A 15,989-nucleotide genomic window follows, 5' to 3' on the forward strand; every position below is an offset into this window, starting at 1 on the left:
GGGCAGGCTTGAGGGCAGGCTTGAAGGCGAGCGTCAGGGCATCAACAATATCAACACCCTGAACAGCATCCTTATCCGGGCTGGCCGTTTTGACGATTTGACACGTGCCACCTCCGACCCGGATTACCAGAAAAAGCTGATGGATGAGCTGCTGCCTTCTGCGTGAGTATATGCAGATAGCCGTCAGGCACATAAACGCACACGCACGAAGTCATAATTATCTCAGGAACGCATTTCAATGAAGTAAGCCCGCATAGCACAGCAAAATCCCCGGATTCAAATCATGAATCCGGGGATTTTGTATAAACGTATAAATTAATAATTGCTCATCAATCACCAGGCACCAAGCATTCACGCCTTGCCAATCACGCTGTAGGCCAGCTCCGCATTGCGCATGGCCAGACGGCGCAAATCGTCGAAGAGCTGCTCATTCTGCTGGCTGAACCCGGCCTTGCCGTTCCATTTGCCGCGAATCTGCTCCATGAGCTTTTCAAACTCCACATCCTCCAGCGTGCCTGCCGGCTGTTCTCCTACGGATTCTAAAAAGCGATCAACCTTCGGGTCATAAGAAATGCCAATCATCGGCACCCCCATCACCCCGGCAAAAATCAGGGCATGCAGACGGATGGATATCAATAGTTCCATATTGCCCACGATAGACAAAAGCTCGCTGGTCATGTATTCCTCCGGCAGTACCGTCATCTCGTTCTTTGCCATGGACGCCACCAGCTCCGCTGTCCGCACATCCTCCGGATACTGCATCGGCAAAAATACCACCTGCGCCCCGAATTCCTCCACAATCCTGTCTGCCGCCCGGGCCACCACCTCTTTGTAGTGGTTCATGCCGCACCATTCGCGGACAGAGATGCACACCAGCGGCTTTTCTCCCACCGTCACGCCGTAGCGCTGCAGAATCTGCCGCCCCTTTTCCCTGTCCACCTGATGGATGGCATGCACAGGGTCTGCTGTCGGCTCGATAGGCGGCCGGGTGATGCCCAGCGCCTTCAGCTCCGCCAGTGAGCCCCTGTCCCGCACGGTAATCATCCTGACCCGGTTGCCAATATAGCCCATAAACCATCGGGCAAAACTGCCATTAATTGGCCCTATCCCCTGGGCATAGAGCATTACAGGCGTCCCCACCAGCTCCGCCAGCCAGATAATCAGCAGATAATAGTACAGGCTCCTGCGGCTGGTAACATTCTGAAGCAGGCTGCCGCCGCCGCTGAGCAGCAGGTCAGCGCTCCTGACGGCAGCAAAAATCCCCCGCAGATCCAGCCAGCCCACAGCATTCACGCTGTGGCGCCGCCTTGTATCCTCCGGATCGGCAGATATAACAGTTATATTCACTTTTGGATTCAAATCCGATAAAACCTCTACCATAGCCGCCAGCATAGCTTCATCGCCGGCATTCCTGGAGCCGTAATATCCGGAAATTACAACATTACTCATGCTCTGTTGTCATTCCTTCTAAATCATCTAAACCTTCCAAAGTCCACAGCAAAAGCTATGGCCATAGAGCTGCAACAGATTTTCTTCTGCAGCAAAATCAACAGCAAAATATTATTTTTTCTCCGTCGCCAGCTTCGGAGCCACATACTTAATCCACAAATCCACCAGCACCATGCAAATGGCTCCCACGCCTGCACCCAGTATCAGGCCGCCAATGCCTCTGGCAAAGGACATGAACACAGGTGAGCGCATGTGGGCGAAGGTCTCCACCATGGAGCCCTGGCCGATAGTCGCCACCAGCACCAGCACGAACAGCACCATCGTCGGCCACTTGCGGAACCAGGCCATAGCCGCCAGCATAAAGGCAGGATGCCCTATCATGAATTCCTTGGTGCGCGGACGGGCATACATAGCCTGTTCCAGAAATGCCCTGAACTTCAGCTCAAGGGAGGACACAGGCATCCCCATGGTGTGGCCGGAACGGGCCACAAAGACCACGCCTGCCACCAGCACCAGAAACAGTCCCAGCAGGGTCTTCACCTTGACAGGGGTGTCCAGCATCTTTTTGAACTGCTCCAAAAAGCCCTCCGTATCATCCATCCTGCCGTCAAAGACGTCAAATCTCTGCAAAAAGCCGATGGCCACCAGCACAATCGGCAGAACAAAGGTCAGCTTGATGCCGCGGAAAATATTCACTTCCAGCAGATACTCCGTATCCGCCAGGGAGCCGGACAGATACGCCGCCCCCACATAAGACATTATACCACAAACAGCCAGCGCGGCAATACCCGTGCCAATCATGCGCAAAAGGCCGCACCTCTCCCGCACGATGCGCCCCCGGATGCGGTCCAGCATCCAGAGCACGGAAATAGCAGGAAAGACATTGGCTGCCGCCAGGGCGGCGACCACGCGGATTTTGTTGCCATGACCCATCAGCACCGGCACCAGCGTCACCAGTCCCAGCACCAGCAGCATGCCATAGACATACCTCGGCCGCATGCCCGGTATCACCAGCGTAAGATACAGAATACCGCCGGCCACGACGCCCAGAATCACCAGCGCACGCAGCAGGCTTGACGGGTAGAAATGCTCAAACACGCCTGCCCTGCCCATGGTGAAGCCCTGTGCCTCCAGCTTGTCCCTGACACCGGCTACATAGGTCATGTTGGTTTCCAGCAGGGTCATGCCCGGTGCCGGCTTTTCAAAGGTCTTCAGCAGATTGAAGCGGATGTTGCGCTCGTCATCCGTAGTGCCCCAGCGGTCAATCGCCTCATCAATCTTCATTTTCTTCTGCTCGTCCTTCGGAATGGAATACAGACGGGCAGACTTGTAGTCCATAGCTTTGGCAATCTCCAGCATGCCATCCTGATGGAAGAACTGCAGCTGGGTTACCCCCTCAATCATGCCCAGCGTCAGATCGCGCTGCAGCATCTGCTCCGCCATATACTCGGACTCATCCGGCGCACCCAGGGTCTGGGAACCGGAGAAGACTATGCCGGACACCCTGAAGCCATCCAGACGGTCATAAAAAGCGTCAATGTCATCGCGGGTACACTGGCGGTAATTGGTAGGACGCGCCAGCACATAGAAGCCTGCATCATTGACAGCCTGCATCTCATCTGTCGGCATGCCCAAATCCATCTTTTCAAACTCTTCGTAGTTGGCCCTGACCTCCAGCACCCGCTGGCCGCTGATGGTCATTTCCTTTACCCTGTCAGCTCCCAGGCGGCGCACCAAATCCTCGTGTACCTCCTGAAAGGTCTGCTGATGGTGCCCCGTCACATAGACGTTGGTTCCCTTGATCTGTCCGGTCTCCACCAGCCGGCGCCAGCCCTCATCACTGATGCCGCCATTCTGGTAGTTGGACAAAATCGTGCTGCCGTTGACCGCGGTAGCCTTGCCGTTGACATTCAGCTTCTTGAAGGTGGTTTCATAGACGGCCAGCGAGGTAACGCCAGCTTCCTTTGCCTTGGCCAGCACGGCCTCCGGCGCGGCGCCCTCCTTCTCGGCCAGCTCTACCAAATCCTCATAATCCATAATCAGCTCAATGGATTTATTCTGCCGCTCCACCTGATAACGCTCCACGTCAATCACCAGCGAAGCCAGCAGGCCGACTGCAATCAGCAATATTAAAAATTTGTTATATTTGAACTGCTTCATCTCTTCAAATCCTTATCGCGGGACATCCCGCCTGCAATGCCGTCCTCTGCCATATCATCTGCCTGCCACAGCCCTGATGACCACATAGCCATCGTGCTGCTCCACGTCGTCAATCTCCGCCCTGACCGGCGAATTGTACATATCAAACAGCAGGATATCGCCAAAGAAATTGCCCAGCACAGCCTGCCCGAAAACAGCATTTTTTATGTCCAGCTGCGTCATGTGGAAATACAGGCCGCCGTCCTTTGCCAGCACCCTGCCCTCAAGATGGATATCGGCCATGCGCCCGATGAGCTTCACCTGTCCGGAAGCCGTCAGCTTGTCCCTGTCCATGGAGGCAGTGAGATTTTCCACCTTGTCCAGCTTTTTTTCCAGCATATCCTGCAGGGCCTGACTGGTAATGGTTCCCGTCAGCTCAAGCCTGCCTGCCGACCTGATGGCCGAGCCGTCACGCTTGTCCAGAGCCGAAAAATCCGCCTGCACATTCTCCCCCTGCAGGGTCAGCTTCTCCACCCGGATATCGCCCAGCTGCGCCCCGTCGGCAGTAATATCGATTCTGTCCGCCTGACCTGCCAGAAGCCGCACTCCCGGCAGGGACTGCAGCTCCACCTCTACGGCCTCGGCCTGCAGCTCCTTCTGTATCAGGCTGGACAGCCTGCTTTCCATCAGCCCCGGCAGGACCAGCTGGCTGAAAGCCGCCAGCAGAACCAGCACAGCCACCAAAATAACACCAAATCTGCGCATACAACCTCCTGTACACTTAGAGCTGATGATTAGCCTTTGCCCTCAAAAACGCTTCAATAAACATATCCAGCTCCCCGTCCATCACGGCCTGGGTGTTGCCGGTTTCCGCACTGGTGCGGTGATCCTTGACCATGTTGTAAGGATGGAATACGTAGGAACGAATCTGACTGCCCCACTCTATCTTCTGCTGGTCGCCTTCCAGAGCGGCAATCTCCTTTTCCTTCTTTTCTTCCTCCAGCTCAAATAGCTTGGCGCGAAGCATCTTCAGGCACTGCTCCCGGTTCTGAATCTGGGAGCGCTCATTCTGGCACTGTACCACGATGCCGGTAGGCTCATGGGTCATGCGGACTGCCGAGGAAGTCTTGTTGATGTGCTGGCCACCGGCACCGCTGGCGCGGTAGGTGTCCACGCGCACATCATCCATGTTGATTTCCACCTCCACGGTATCATCCAGCTCCGGCATGATATCGCAGGCACAGAAGGACGTATGGCGCCGCGCCGCGGAATCAAACGGCGAAATGCGCACCAGCCTGTGCACGCCCTTTTCGGACTTCAGGAAGCCATAGGCGTTGTGCCCCTTGATGAAAAGGGTGGCCGACTTGACACCGGCCTCATCACCCGGCAGCAGGTCAGCGGTTTCTACCGTGAAGCCGTGACGCTCCGCGTATCTGCCGTACATGCGCAGCAGCATGCTGGTCCAGTCCTGGGCCTCGGTGCCGCCGGCGCCTGCATGAAGGGTCAGGATGGCATTGTTGGCATCGTACTTGCCGGACAGCAACACCTCCAGCTGCAGCTCTTCCAGTGCCTTGTTGATGGCATCCATATCGGCGCGGACATCAGCCTCTACGCTCTCATCCTTGTCGTCCATGCCGATTTCCCACATCACCTGCACATCGTCGTACTTGCCCAGAATGGCCTTGTACTTGTCCACGCTGATTTTGACGTCGTTCAGCTCCTGATTGATGCGCTGTGCCTCCTCCGGATTGTCCCAGAAGGTAGGCTCGCCCATCTTATATTCCAGCTCTGCTATTTTTTCTTCTTTACGGGCCACATCCAGAGCCTTTTCCATCTCTGCCAGCCGCCCCTGGAGAGCCGTGATTTCCGGCTTCAAATCCTCCAGCATTATATTCACTCCTTATTTTACTCTTTCCTGCCGCAGCAGTTCTTGTATTTTTTGCCGCTGCCGCATGGACAAGGGTCATTCCTGCCCACCTTGCCGGTGTTTTTGACCGGCTGCTTCCTGACGGCCGCATCGGACTCGTCACCGTGGGTCTGCCTTGCCGCTGCCATGCGCTGCTGCGCCTCGCGCTCCATAGCCTCCTGCTGCTCCTGGGTGATGATGTTCACCCGGAAAATCAGGGAAGCGATATCGTTCTGAATGGAATCTATCATCTGGCCGAACATCTCGTGGCCCTTGATTTTGTACTCAATCAAAGGATTGCGCTGGCCGTAGGCCAGAAGGCCGATGCCCTCCCGAAGCATATCCATGCGGTCGAGATGCTCCATCCAGCGGTTATCCACTACGCGGAGCATAATAATCTTTTCCAGCTCCCGCATGTTTGCCTCGCCAAAAAGCTGCTCCCGCTGTGCATAGGATTCCTCCGCCATCCGGTTCAGGAATTCCTGCACCTCGTCGCGGCTCATTTCCTCCAGCTCATCCAGCTTCAGCCTGCCTGTCGGCGCATAGATGCTCTCTGCGTCCTTGATAAGCTCATCCAGGGACCATTCCTCCGGGTAGAGCTTTTCGTTGGCGTACTGGTTCATCTCCGCCTCGATAATCCCGCCAATCATGGACAGGATATGCTCGCGGAGGTTCTCGCCCTTCAAGACCTTCTTGCGCTCGGCATAAATAACCTCGCGCTGCTGGTTCATGACATCGTCATACTGCAGGACGTGCTTGCGCATATCAAAGTTCCTGCCCTCTACCTTCTTCTGGGCATTGGCAATGGAACGTGTTATCAGCTTGTGCTCAATCGGGTCATCCTCGCCCATGCCCAGCCTGTCCATGATGTTGGAGATATTGTCAGAGCCGAAGAGGCGCAGCAGATCATCCTCCAAAGACAGGTAGAAGCGGGACTCGCCCGGATCACCCTGACGGCCGGCACGGCCCCTGAGCTGGTTGTCGATACGGCGTGACTCATGGCGCTCCGTACCCACGATGAACAGGCCGCCCATCTCCGGCACGCCCTCACCCAGCTTGATATCAGTACCGCGGCCTGCCATGTTGGTAGCGATGGTAACGGCATCCTTCTGTCCGGCATCAGCAATAATCTCCGCCTCCTGCTCATGGAACTTGGCATTCAGCACGTTGTGCGGAATATTGCGCTCCTTCAGGATATGGCTGAGCTCCTCGGACTGGGTTATAGATGTAGTGCCAATCAGCACAGGCTGTCCCTTAGCATGAATTTCTGCCACATCGTTGGCAACCGCCTTGTACTTGGCACGCTTTGTCTTGTAAATAACATCAGGATGGTCGATGCGGGCAATCGGCCTGTTGGTAGGAATCACGATTACCGGCAGCTTGTAGATTTTCAGGAACTCGTCTTCCTCGGTCTTGGCCGTACCGGTCATGCCGGACAGCTTGCTGTACATGCGGAAGTAGTTCTGGAAGGTGATGGATGCCAGGGTCTGGGACTCCCGGCGCACCTCCAGCCCCTCCTTGGCCTCAATGGCCTGATGCAGACCGTCAGAATAGCGGCGCCCCTCCATCAGTCGGCCCGTAAACTCGTCAACGATAACAATCTCGCCATCCTTCACCACGTAGTCGCGGTCGCGCTTCATCAGCGCCTTGGCCCGCAGGGCCGCCGTAAAGCAGTGGGACATCTCGATGTTCTCCGGGTCATAGAGGTTCTTTACCCCCACCAGCTTTTCAATCTTCGGCACGGCGCTGTCGGCAGGAGCCACGGTCTTGGCCTTTTCGTCGACGGTATAGTCAGTGCCTTCCTTCAAATATTCCACAGCCTTGGCCATCTTCACATAGCTGTCGGTGGACTTGGAGCCTGGGCCGGAAATAATCAGCGGCGTCCTGGCCTCATCGATGAGAATGCTGTCCACCTCATCCACGATGGCAAAGTTCAGCTCCCTCTGCACCATCTGGTTGAGGTCTACCACCATATTGTCACGGAGGTAATCAAAGCCGTACTCGTTGTTGGTACCAAAGGTAATGTCGCAATTGTAGGCAAATTTGCGCTCCGGAAAATCCATGTCATGACGGATAAGTCCCACGGTCAGCCCCAGGAAATTGTACAGGCGCCCCATCTCGATGCTGTCGCGCTTTGCCAGATAGTCGTTGACCGTAACAATGTGAACGCCCTTGCCGGTCAGTGCGTTCAGATAGGTAGGCAGGGTCGCAACCAGGGTCTTGCCCTCACCGGTGCGCATCTCGGCAATCCTGCCTTCATGCAGGCAGATGCCGCCCATCATCTGAACATCAAAATGACGCATGCCCAGCACACGCTTTGAAGCCTCGCGCACCACCGCAAAGGCCTCCGGCAGTATATCATCAAGAGTCTCACCGGCGGCCAGCCTGTCCTTGAACTTTTCCGTATAACGGGTCAGGGAAGAATCGCTGAGATTATTGAGGCTGTCCTCGTAGGAATTAATCTTCTCCACAATCTGCCGGAGGCGCTTAATTTCTTTATCGTTGTTGTCGCCCAGAAAGCGTTTAAAAATACCAAGCATGAACTCACTCCTATTTTATGGTTTCATCTATAATTAAGATACAATATACAAAAACTCTACATTAGTTTATCAAAGTATCAACTATAAGTCAAAATTTCACAAATATTTTTCTCCGAAAAAGAGGGTTTTTGTATGCCTGCGGCGAATATAACAACCATAGTCTACTAGAAAGGGGATGTTATTATGGCAACATTCACTATTAGAGGAAAAAATGTAGAGGTTACTCCTGCCCTGAGGGATTACGTGGAGAAGCGCGTCGGCAAGGTTACCCGCTACTTCAACGACGTAGGCGACATCGCCGTACTGCTCAGCGTGTCGAAGGAGCGCCAGAAGGTTGAGGTGACGGTTCCTGTGCAGGGAGTTCTGCTCCGCGGCCAGGAAGTGACTAACAATATGTACACATCCATCGATCTGGTTATTGAAAAGCTGGACCGTCAGATTCGCAAGCATAAGACCAAGATGCAGCGACGTTTCCGTGATGGCACCCTGCTGGATGAGGCTTTTGCCGCTGCACCTTTTGCACCGGCAATTCCTGACGAGGATGAGGAATTCCCTGTTGTCAAGAAGAAGAAGTTCAACGTGCGCCCGATGGATGTACAGGAAGCCATCATGCAGATGAACCTTCTCAATCATGACTTCTTCGTGTTCCGCGATGCGGACACCGAGACCGTCAGCGTGGTATACCGCCGCAGTGACGGCAGGTACGGCCTCATTGAGTCCGAATACTAATGCGCAGCATGCTATATGTAGCATATAACTAAAAAAAGCAGAGGCACCGGATGCTGATTATCCGATGCCTCTTTTTATGCTGTCTATAATCGTACCTGATAAATACAATAAATATAACCACGAACAAGGCGGCACAGCATGTACCATACAGGCATGTATACGAGCCTCGCTTCTTAGCGAATGCGAGCCACAGGCGATGCATGAGCTTAGCAGCGTGAGGCCCGTGTCCATAGCGCGAGCGTGCCTGAAATGGTACTGCCGTGCCGCCCGATTATGATATACATTAATTACAAGACTTTGGACAGAAACAGCTTCGTCCTGTCCTCCTGCGGATTTTCAAACACATCCTTCGGCGCGCCCTGCTCGATGATATTGCCGCCATCCACGAACAGCAGCCTGTCCCCCACCTCGCGGGCAAAGCCCATCTCATGAGTAACCACGGCCATGGTCATGCCCTCATTGGCAAGGCTTTTCATTACATCCAGCACCTCGTTTACCATCTCCGGGTCCAATGCCGAGGTCGGCTCGTCAAAAAGCATCACCTTCGGACGCATGGCCAGCGCTCTGGCAATCGCCACGCGCTGCTGCTGGCCGCCGGAAAGCTGCGGCGGATAGGCGTCTGCCTTGTCGGCCAGCCCTACGCGCTCCAAAAGCTCACGGGCAATTTTCTCAGCCTCATCCTTCGCCATGCTACGCACCTTGATAGGTGCCAAGGTGATGTTCTGCAGCACGGTCATGTGCGGAAACAGGTTGAACCGCTGGAACACCATGCCGATTTCCTCTCTGGCCTTGTTGATGTCCGAATCCCCGGTCAGGTCAACGCCATCCACCACCACGCTGCCGCTGGTAGGCTCCTCCAGAAGATTCATGCAGCGAAGCAGAGTGCTCTTGCCGGAGCCTGACGGGCCGATAATAACCACTACCTCCTGGGGATTGATGTGCAGGTCGATGCCCTTCAGCACCTCATGCTCCCCGAAGGATTTATGCAAATTCTTTATATCAATCATTTCGTATCCAACCTTTTCTCCAGATATGCTACCAGACGGGAAATCGTCAGCGTCATCACCAGATAGATAATCGCTACGCTAATCCAGATTTCCAGCGAGCCGTAGGTGCGGGCAATAATCAGCTGGCCGCGGCGGGTAAGCTCCTCAAAGCCGATAACGGACACCAGCGAGGAATCCTTGAGAAGCGCGATAAACTCGTTGCCCAGAGGCGGCACGATGTTCTTGAAGGCCTGGGGCACGATAATATAGCGCATGGTCTGCACCCAGGTCATGCCCAGCGACCTGCCTGCCTCCATCTGTCCCTCGTCAATGGCCTGAATGCCGGCGCGGAAAATCTCGGCAATATAGGCACCGCTGTTGATGCCGCAGGCGGTAATGGCCGCCAGGAAGGGATCAACCCTCTGTCCCAGAATCACCGGCAGGGCAAAATAAATCAGGAAAATCTGCACCAGAAGCGGCGTGCCCCGCAAAAAATCAATATAGATGGCCGACAGCACCCGCAGCAGCTTGACGTTGGAAATTCTGGCAATCCCCACGAACATGCCGATAATCAGACCCAGCCCCACGGAAATGGCCGTAATCTGTATGGTAATTCCTGCACCTGCAATCAGCAGGGGAAGTGAATTGATCATCAGATCAACATTCAAATTCATATTCATACACGTCCTCTAAAAAAATATTACCCAAATATTATATGAAACCAGCGCCATAGTGTCAATAAAATAAAAAAATGCACCATTGCCGAAGCAACGGTGCATTCTGATTGCTTATGCCTTATTCATACCGGTTCCGCAGCCTGTGCCATGCAGGCAAATCAGCAATTACTTGCTGGTGCTGCCGAACCACTTGGTGAAGATTTCATCATACTTGCCATTCTCATGGAGCTTTCTCAGAGCGTCGTTAACCTGCTTCAAGAGCTCCTCGTTCTTCTTGGACACGGCAATACCGTAATCCTCGGAGGTCAGGAGGTCAGGCAGAGCCTTTACGTTGGTCTCGCCGCTCTTCATGATGTAGTAGTCGTTTACCGGACGGTCATTTACTACCGCATCAACGCCCTTGGCGCGCAGCTCCATAAAGGTATCAGCAGAGGAATTGAACTCCTTCACATCAACGCCGTCAATCTTCTTTACCTCGGCAGCGGAGGTGGTGCCAATCTGCACGGCAACCTTCTTGCCCTTCAGGTCCTCAAACTTCGTGATGGAATCGTTGTCCTTTGCCACGATGATGGACAGGCCGGACTTGTAGTAAGGGTCAGAGAAGTTTACCTTCTGCTTGCGCTCGTCGTTGATGGTCATGCCGGAGATGCAGACATCGATGTTGCCGGCCTCCAGGGCAGGAATCAGGCCATCAAAGTTCAAATTGTTGATGTCTACCTTGTAACCCATTTCCTCACCGATAGCGCGAATCAGGTCCATATCAAAGCCCTGATACTCCTTGCCGTTCTCGTCCTGGAACTCAAACGGAGCGAAATCAGCGTTTACGCCGACCTTCAGAACCTTCTCGCTCTCGGCGGCTTTCTGTTCCCCGCCACAGCCTGCTACCAGGGCAGCCATAGCCATCAGGGCAGCCATGCACAATACCAATAATTTCTTTGCCATGTAAAATCCCCCTTGTTTCTGATATTAATAATAGTTTTACTGGTTCAAACATCACCAGCCATAAAATAAAGCCCAAGAAACACTCACGAATCCTGGGCTTCATTGCCACATAAAATTATGCGATTTTCCCGCTGTCAGACAGCCGGATCACATCAGCCGTTTCTCTTAGCCTGGAAACAGTCGCGGCAATATACCGGACGATCGTTCTTCGGCTCGAATGGAACCTCGGTCTCCTTGCCACACTCAGCGCATACTACGGTGAACATCTGGCGCTGTTCCTTCTCTCCACCCTCACGATTGCGACGTCTCTTATCGCGGCAATCACGGCAGCGAACCGGCTTGTTCTCAAAGCCCTTTTCTGCGTAAAATTCCTGCTCGCCTGCGCTGAAGATGAATTCCTTACCGCAGTCCTTACATACTAAAGTCTCGTCTACAAATGCCATGAAAAAAATCCCCCATTATTATTTTTGAATATCCCATATGTGCGCTTACTTCTTTTACCTAATCCCAGGTGGACAAAGAGACATCCTGCTACGACTTAGTATACTTGCCTGCGTGAAAAAAAGCAAGTAAAATTTTCTGACAACTCTTCTTTTGAGACTTTCGGGCACACCTATGCTCACCTCAACGGCATCGGTCCGCTGAAAAATCATGCCAGAATATCAATATTGCCCCCTACGCCGGTAAGCGCGGATACGTCGATTGTTTCCAGCATATCCAGCATTGCCGTTTCCGAGGTATCCATGGCCATCTTCAGCACCGATGTCCCCACCTGCATGTCAAGCTCCTGCTGATGCAGGCCGACGGACATGGCCGCTATGCTCATGTAATCCATAAAAGTCCCTCCTTTTTTAATGCCAGGTATCGCACAGGGCAAGTATCCTCAAAAACACGCTCGCGCTCCTCATTGCACCTGGCGGATGCTAAGCTCACGCGTCACCTTCGGCTCACGCAGTCGCAGTACAAGACAACGCATCGCAGTTGTCTTGTACCGGTTGATATGCCACCGGCATATCAACCGCCGCGCACCGAGGTGCAACAAAGGTTTTTCGGGATACACGCCCTGCTGCTTACATCCCTGCTGACACAACATGCTAATTTTTTGTTGCCAATTACAAAACCTATCACTTATTTTATCGGCAGAAGCTCGCCGCTGCAATAGCGCTGCCAGATTTTTTTATAGGCGGCCTCCACATCCTGCATATATGCCTTGCCGTCCATCAGGCGTGAATTGCGCAGCATGTCAGGCAGCTCCCGGTGCAGCTTGTTCAGCAGGATGCCGTTGTTGGCAAGCTGTACAGCCTTTGCCACATAATCCCTGGAACTGCCGGCAACCAGCTCCGGCAGTCCGGCCGCAGTCAGGATGGAGGCTCCGTAGCGGGAGCCGTGGGTCCTGCCCCGCAGGGTAATCACCGGCACCCCCATGTAGAGGGCATCGCAGGTGGTCAGGCCGCCGTTGTAGGGCGCAGTGTCCAGAACGATATCAATATCATTGTACTGGGTGAGATAATCCGGCGTAAAGGGACGCAGCTCCAGCCGTCCGGCATCGCCCCCCAGCCTGCAAAAACGCTGGCGCACAATCTCCTGCCCCGATGGCACACTGCAGATTTTGCACTTGATGACCAGGCGCGAATCAGGCACCGCCTGCAGGATATTCCGCCACTGCACCAGCATGGCATCAGTGACCTTGGCGAAGCTGTTAAAGCTGCCAAAGGTAATGTAGCCGCGCTCCATGCCGGGTGCATTATGCCCCTGCGAGCGCAGCTCCCGCATGGTTTCCGGGCGATAGCACAGATGGCAGTGCGGCAGGCGGAGCGGCAGCTCCGAAAAGCCGCCGCGCCTTTCTCCTGCCGGCATGCAGCACTCATCCGTCAAAAAATAGTCCACCGCCGCCAGTCCCGTGGTGTTGATGTAGCCGATGCCTGACAGCTGTACCGGCGCAGGACGGCAGGCCAGCACCGGCAGGCAGCTGTTCTGGCTGTGTCCCGACAGATCCACCAGTATATCGATGCGGTCATCATGAATCAGCTTCGCAATCTCCTGCGGCGTGCGCCCATGGACATCCCGCCAGCGGTCAGCCATTTTCTTGAAGCGCTGGGTGATGTGATCCTCCCTGCCTGTGGAATAGCCGTACACCGTAAAATCCGTATGATTGCCGTCCTTCAAAAGTGCCGTAAAGAAATACGCCGCCGCATGCAGACGAAAATCCGGCGAAATGTAGCCGATGCGCAGAGCATGGGGCTTTCTTCTGGTGCTGACATCATGGGGAAAGCCTGCCTGCTCCGGATACATCAGGCCGTATTGGGCATGCTTCGCCGCCAGGCTCTGGGAATCAGCCGCCCGGTAATTGCTCAGGAACAGCCCCTTGCTGAAATAACTGGCTGCCGCCGCCCTGTCCTCCAGCATGCTGCTGACCATAAAGGCCGCCTCGGCCGCCTTTTCCGTTTCTCCTGCCAGAAGGCAGGTATCAGCAAAAAAGCTGTAGCCGCGCATGACCAGCCGCCTGTCAAATTCATTCCAGCCCGGCTGGCCGGAAATGAAGCGATGCCTCGCGGAAAGCCCCTTCCTGATGCCGTCCTGATAGCGGCTGAAAAGCTGCTCATAGGCAGGCATGGCCCTGTCCAGCTCATAGCGGGCGCCAAAAAACACCGCCGCCGCCAAAAGCCCCCGCAGGTTTGCCGCCGAGGCACTCCTTTGGCTGGGCAGTGCCCAGAACCTTTGCAGGTATTCCTCCGCCCTGTCAAAATCCTGCAGATAAACAGAAGCCTCTGCCACCAGCGCCAGCCCTTCCGGACTGTCAGGCACCTCTTCCAGAAGCTGCTGGCCGCAGGCCCGCATGCTGTTCATATCACCGCGGGCAAAACAGCCCTCTGCTGATTTTACCCACTCATTTACAACTGCCAGTTCCATCCTCTATCACCACTATTATATCTCAGGAGCCAGCTCACTGCCGTACTCCCGCAAAAAACGCCTTTGATACAGCTTGTATGACACGTCCAACGGCTTTTCCTTCGGACAATGGATGCACCAGAAGCTTTCCTGCCGCGGCACGGCCACCTTGCGGCCACGCCTCTGCAGCTCCTTGCACATGCTGATGTCATAAAAATGCCAGCCGTCGAACAAGTCCTCGCGCCAGGGCACGTCCACCGCTGTCGCCAGCAGGAGCCCGTCTGCCGCCTCTACATCCGTCCACGTGCCCTCCAGCTCCATACAGGTGGTTTCCACCACGCACTCCGGCTCGCAGGCATGCAGCACCCTGCCGCAGGTGCGCATGGCATCCCACCACACGCCTGATGCCGGCAGCTTCCGCGCCCCTATCATGCCCACCGCGCCGATGGACTTATCAGAAAACAGCGCCAGCAGGTCAAAGACAAAATTTTTATTGACTATCAATGTATCCTGATGCACGTACACCTTGTAGGCCGCACTTGTTTCTTTCATGGCCTGATTATAGCCGCTGCACATAGAGGCCGCCCCCTCCACAGGCACGAACTCGGCACTCATGCCCCGCGGCAGCCTGAGCTGCTTCATGTACAGCAAGGCCTCCCCATACAGCTCCGGCCTGTTCACGCAGGTTATAAAGGCAATCCGCGTCCCCGGCGGCACCTCCATATCCGGCACCTGCTCAGCAATCAGCGGTTCCGGCTGTCCCTGCCGCCAGCTCATAACCACCTGAAAATCCTGCCTGTCCATGTACACATCCTGCATTTCCTCCAAAAGCTCCGCCCAAAAATCCCGCTGCTCCGGCACAGCGGAATTCTGCCACACGGACAGCTGCCACAGCAGGCTGTTGGTATGCACCACCATTTCCTTGATAAAAGCGGCCAGATAAGCAGGAAAAACAAGCCCTTCACTGCACAGCCGCCACAGGGCGGGCAGATTATTCCTGCCCTCTGCATCCTTCACAATGCCGTACTCAAGGCGGCGCAAAAGCACTGCCAGCCTCTGCCGCAGCTCCGGCGTATACATGCGCTTCAGCTCCATGATTTCCGGCGTGGATTTGGCAGCCCGCACCAGCCACGCCTCCGCCAGCAAATCATTGTCGATATTCTGAAAGCCATCGGCCTCCAGCTTTTCCACAAAGCCCTCCGGCGGCTTTCTGCCATGGACCGGCAGAAACTGCACGTCTTTATAGAAGGAAGCCGCCATGAGCTTCGTCATTTCGTCACGGGTAAAGGCGCGGCTGCACACATGATAAAAATGCCCATCCATGAGGTTTTGGATAATCCGCCAATAACGGATGTTGGCAAAACTCAGCAGCAGGTAGCCGGTCGGTTTCAGATAAAGCCCCAGCCCGGAGGCAATATCCTGAGGATTGGCCGCCTGGGCAAGCCCATCCTCCGCCACAATGTAATCAAAAAACTCCCGCTCCAGAGGCAAAGGCTCGGACAAATAATCCGTAAACACCCAGCGGACATCAAGCCCCTGCACATCCCCCTCGGCCGCCAGCTCCCCGTCGGCAACGGCGCACCACAGCTCCGCCCGGGGAAACATCTCACGCAGCCGGGGCAGATACTCCCGCCTCTCAAGCACCAGTATCCTGTAAGGCGTCCCGCAGGCAGTCAAAAACCCCAATAGCTCACAATCCCTGTATTCCATAGCTTTTCTCCATCACACCACT

Annotated in this window: 13 protein-coding genes; 1 reads left to right on the forward strand and 12 read right to left on the reverse strand. The window is 54.8% G+C overall.

Features of this window, described 5'->3' with window-relative positions:
* Nucleotides 1–351 precede the first annotated feature (351 nt).
* The 5 genes from csaB to secA all read right to left on the reverse strand — a co-directional run bounded on the left by csaB (nucleotide 352) and on the right by secA (nucleotide 8,034).
* Nucleotides 352–1,449 (reverse strand): polysaccharide pyruvyl transferase CsaB, encoded by a 1,098-nt coding sequence (csaB, locus tag ACI3UA_RS03600; RefSeq protein WP_439723466.1) that lies wholly within the window; start codon nucleotides 1,447–1,449, stop codon nucleotides 352–354.
* A gap of 111 nt (nucleotides 1,450–1,560) precedes the next feature.
* Nucleotides 1,561–3,609, reverse strand: coding sequence for a DUF5693 family protein (locus ACI3UA_RS03605; RefSeq protein WP_439723467.1), 2,049 nt, complete (start codon nucleotides 3,607–3,609; stop codon nucleotides 1,561–1,563).
* 54 nt (nucleotides 3,610–3,663) lie between these two features.
* A complete protein-coding gene (locus ACI3UA_RS03610) occupies nucleotides 3,664–4,353 on the reverse strand; it encodes an LmeA family phospholipid-binding protein (protein ID WP_439723468.1) in 690 nt (229 codons plus the stop codon).
* Between the two features lie 16 nt (nucleotides 4,354–4,369).
* Entirely contained in the window at nucleotides 4,370–5,476 is a 1,107-nt protein-coding gene (gene prfB / locus ACI3UA_RS03615; RefSeq protein ID WP_439723469.1) for a peptide chain release factor 2, read from the reverse strand.
* Nucleotides 5,477–5,493: 17 nt separating this feature from the next.
* Nucleotides 5,494–8,034, reverse strand: coding sequence for a preprotein translocase subunit SecA (gene secA, locus ACI3UA_RS03620; RefSeq protein ID WP_439723470.1), 2,541 nt, complete (start codon nucleotides 8,032–8,034; stop codon nucleotides 5,494–5,496).
* 183 nt (nucleotides 8,035–8,217) lie between these two features.
* Here secA and hpf point away from each other — a divergent pair, with 183 nt between their 5' ends.
* Entirely contained in the window at nucleotides 8,218–8,763 is a 546-nt protein-coding gene (gene hpf / locus ACI3UA_RS03625) for a ribosome hibernation-promoting factor, HPF/YfiA family (RefSeq protein ID WP_439723471.1), read from the forward strand.
* Between the two features lie 287 nt (nucleotides 8,764–9,050).
* On the opposite strand, the gene ACI3UA_RS03630 is transcribed toward hpf, so the two are convergent.
* The 7 genes from ACI3UA_RS03630 to ACI3UA_RS03660 all read right to left on the reverse strand — a co-directional run bounded on the left by ACI3UA_RS03630 (nucleotide 9,051) and on the right by ACI3UA_RS03660 (nucleotide 14,980).
* Nucleotides 9,051–9,770 carry an amino acid ABC transporter ATP-binding protein gene (locus ACI3UA_RS03630; RefSeq protein ID WP_439723472.1) on the reverse strand — a complete coding sequence of 240 codons (720 nt, stop codon included), beginning with the start codon at nucleotides 9,768–9,770 and terminating at the stop codon, nucleotides 9,051–9,053.
* A complete protein-coding gene (locus ACI3UA_RS03635; RefSeq protein WP_439723477.1) occupies nucleotides 9,767–10,423 on the reverse strand; it encodes an amino acid ABC transporter permease in 657 nt (218 codons plus the stop codon). Before ACI3UA_RS03635 ends, ACI3UA_RS03630 begins: the two co-directional genes overlap by 4 nt.
* Nucleotides 10,424–10,591: 168 nt before the next feature.
* On the reverse strand, nucleotides 10,592–11,368 hold the full coding sequence (locus ACI3UA_RS03640; RefSeq protein WP_439723473.1) for a basic amino acid ABC transporter substrate-binding protein: 777 nt from the start codon (nucleotides 11,366–11,368) through the stop codon (nucleotides 10,592–10,594).
* Between the two features lie 152 nt (nucleotides 11,369–11,520).
* Nucleotides 11,521–11,811, reverse strand: a complete 291-nt coding sequence (locus ACI3UA_RS03645; protein ID WP_439723474.1) for a zinc-ribbon domain containing protein — start codon at nucleotides 11,809–11,811, stop codon at nucleotides 11,521–11,523.
* A 206-nt stretch (nucleotides 11,812–12,017) separates the two neighbouring features.
* Nucleotides 12,018–12,203 (reverse strand): YjfB family protein, encoded by a 186-nt coding sequence (locus tag ACI3UA_RS03650; protein ID WP_439723475.1) that lies wholly within the window; start codon nucleotides 12,201–12,203, stop codon nucleotides 12,018–12,020.
* A gap of 293 nt (nucleotides 12,204–12,496) precedes the next feature.
* Nucleotides 12,497–14,278 (reverse strand): O-linked N-acetylglucosamine transferase family protein, encoded by a 1,782-nt coding sequence (locus ACI3UA_RS03655; protein ID WP_439723476.1) that lies wholly within the window; start codon nucleotides 14,276–14,278, stop codon nucleotides 12,497–12,499.
* 15 nt (nucleotides 14,279–14,293) lie between these two features.
* The gene (locus ACI3UA_RS03660; protein ID WP_439723478.1) at nucleotides 14,294–14,980 is read right to left on the reverse strand and encodes a glycosyltransferase family protein; all 687 of its coding nucleotides are present in this window, start codon (nucleotides 14,978–14,980) and stop codon (nucleotides 14,294–14,296) included.
* Nucleotides 14,981–15,989: the final 1,009 nt, after the last annotated feature.

The sequence above is a fragment of the Anaerovibrio sp. genome (genome assembly GCF_051866355.1).
Taxonomy (GTDB): Bacteria; Bacillota; Negativicutes; order Selenomonadales; family Selenomonadaceae; genus Anaerovibrio.

What these genes read in the sequence shown, in the direction of transcription:
- csaB (WP_439723466.1), bottom strand. Translation starts at nt 1,449, where the DNA reads ATGAGTAATGTTGTAATTTCCGGATATTACGGCTCCAGGAATGCCGGC.
- ACI3UA_RS03605 (WP_439723467.1), bottom strand. Translation starts at nt 3,609, where the DNA reads ATGAAGCAGTTCAAATATAACAAATTTTTAATATTGCTGATTGCAGTC.
- ACI3UA_RS03610 (WP_439723468.1), bottom strand. Translation starts at nt 4,353, where the DNA reads ATGCGCAGATTTGGTGTTATTTTGGTGGCTGTGCTGGTTCTGCTGGCG.
- prfB (WP_439723469.1), bottom strand. Translation starts at nt 5,476, where the DNA reads ATGCTGGAGGATTTGAAGCCGGAAATCACGGCTCTCCAGGGGCGGCTG.
- secA (WP_439723470.1), bottom strand. Translation starts at nt 8,034, where the DNA reads ATGCTTGGTATTTTTAAACGCTTTCTGGGCGACAACAACGATAAAGAA.
- hpf (WP_439723471.1), top strand. Translation starts at nt 8,218, where the DNA reads ATGGCAACATTCACTATTAGAGGAAAAAATGTAGAGGTTACTCCTGCC.
- ACI3UA_RS03630 (WP_439723472.1), bottom strand. Translation starts at nt 9,770, where the DNA reads ATGATTGATATAAAGAATTTGCATAAATCCTTCGGGGAGCATGAGGTG.
- ACI3UA_RS03635 (WP_439723477.1), bottom strand. Translation starts at nt 10,423, where the DNA reads ATGAATTTGAATGTTGATCTGATGATCAATTCACTTCCCCTGCTGATT.
- ACI3UA_RS03640 (WP_439723473.1), bottom strand. Translation starts at nt 11,368, where the DNA reads ATGGCAAAGAAATTATTGGTATTGTGCATGGCTGCCCTGATGGCTATG.
- ACI3UA_RS03645 (WP_439723474.1), bottom strand. Translation starts at nt 11,811, where the DNA reads ATGGCATTTGTAGACGAGACTTTAGTATGTAAGGACTGCGGTAAGGAA.
- ACI3UA_RS03650 (WP_439723475.1), bottom strand. Translation starts at nt 12,203, where the DNA reads ATGGATTACATGAGCATAGCGGCCATGTCCGTCGGCCTGCATCAGCAG.
- ACI3UA_RS03655 (WP_439723476.1), bottom strand. Translation starts at nt 14,278, where the DNA reads ATGGAACTGGCAGTTGTAAATGAGTGGGTAAAATCAGCAGAGGGCTGT.
- ACI3UA_RS03660 (WP_439723478.1), bottom strand. Translation starts at nt 14,980, where the DNA reads ATGGAGGTGCCGCCGGGGACGCGGATTGCCTTTATAACCTGCGTGAAC.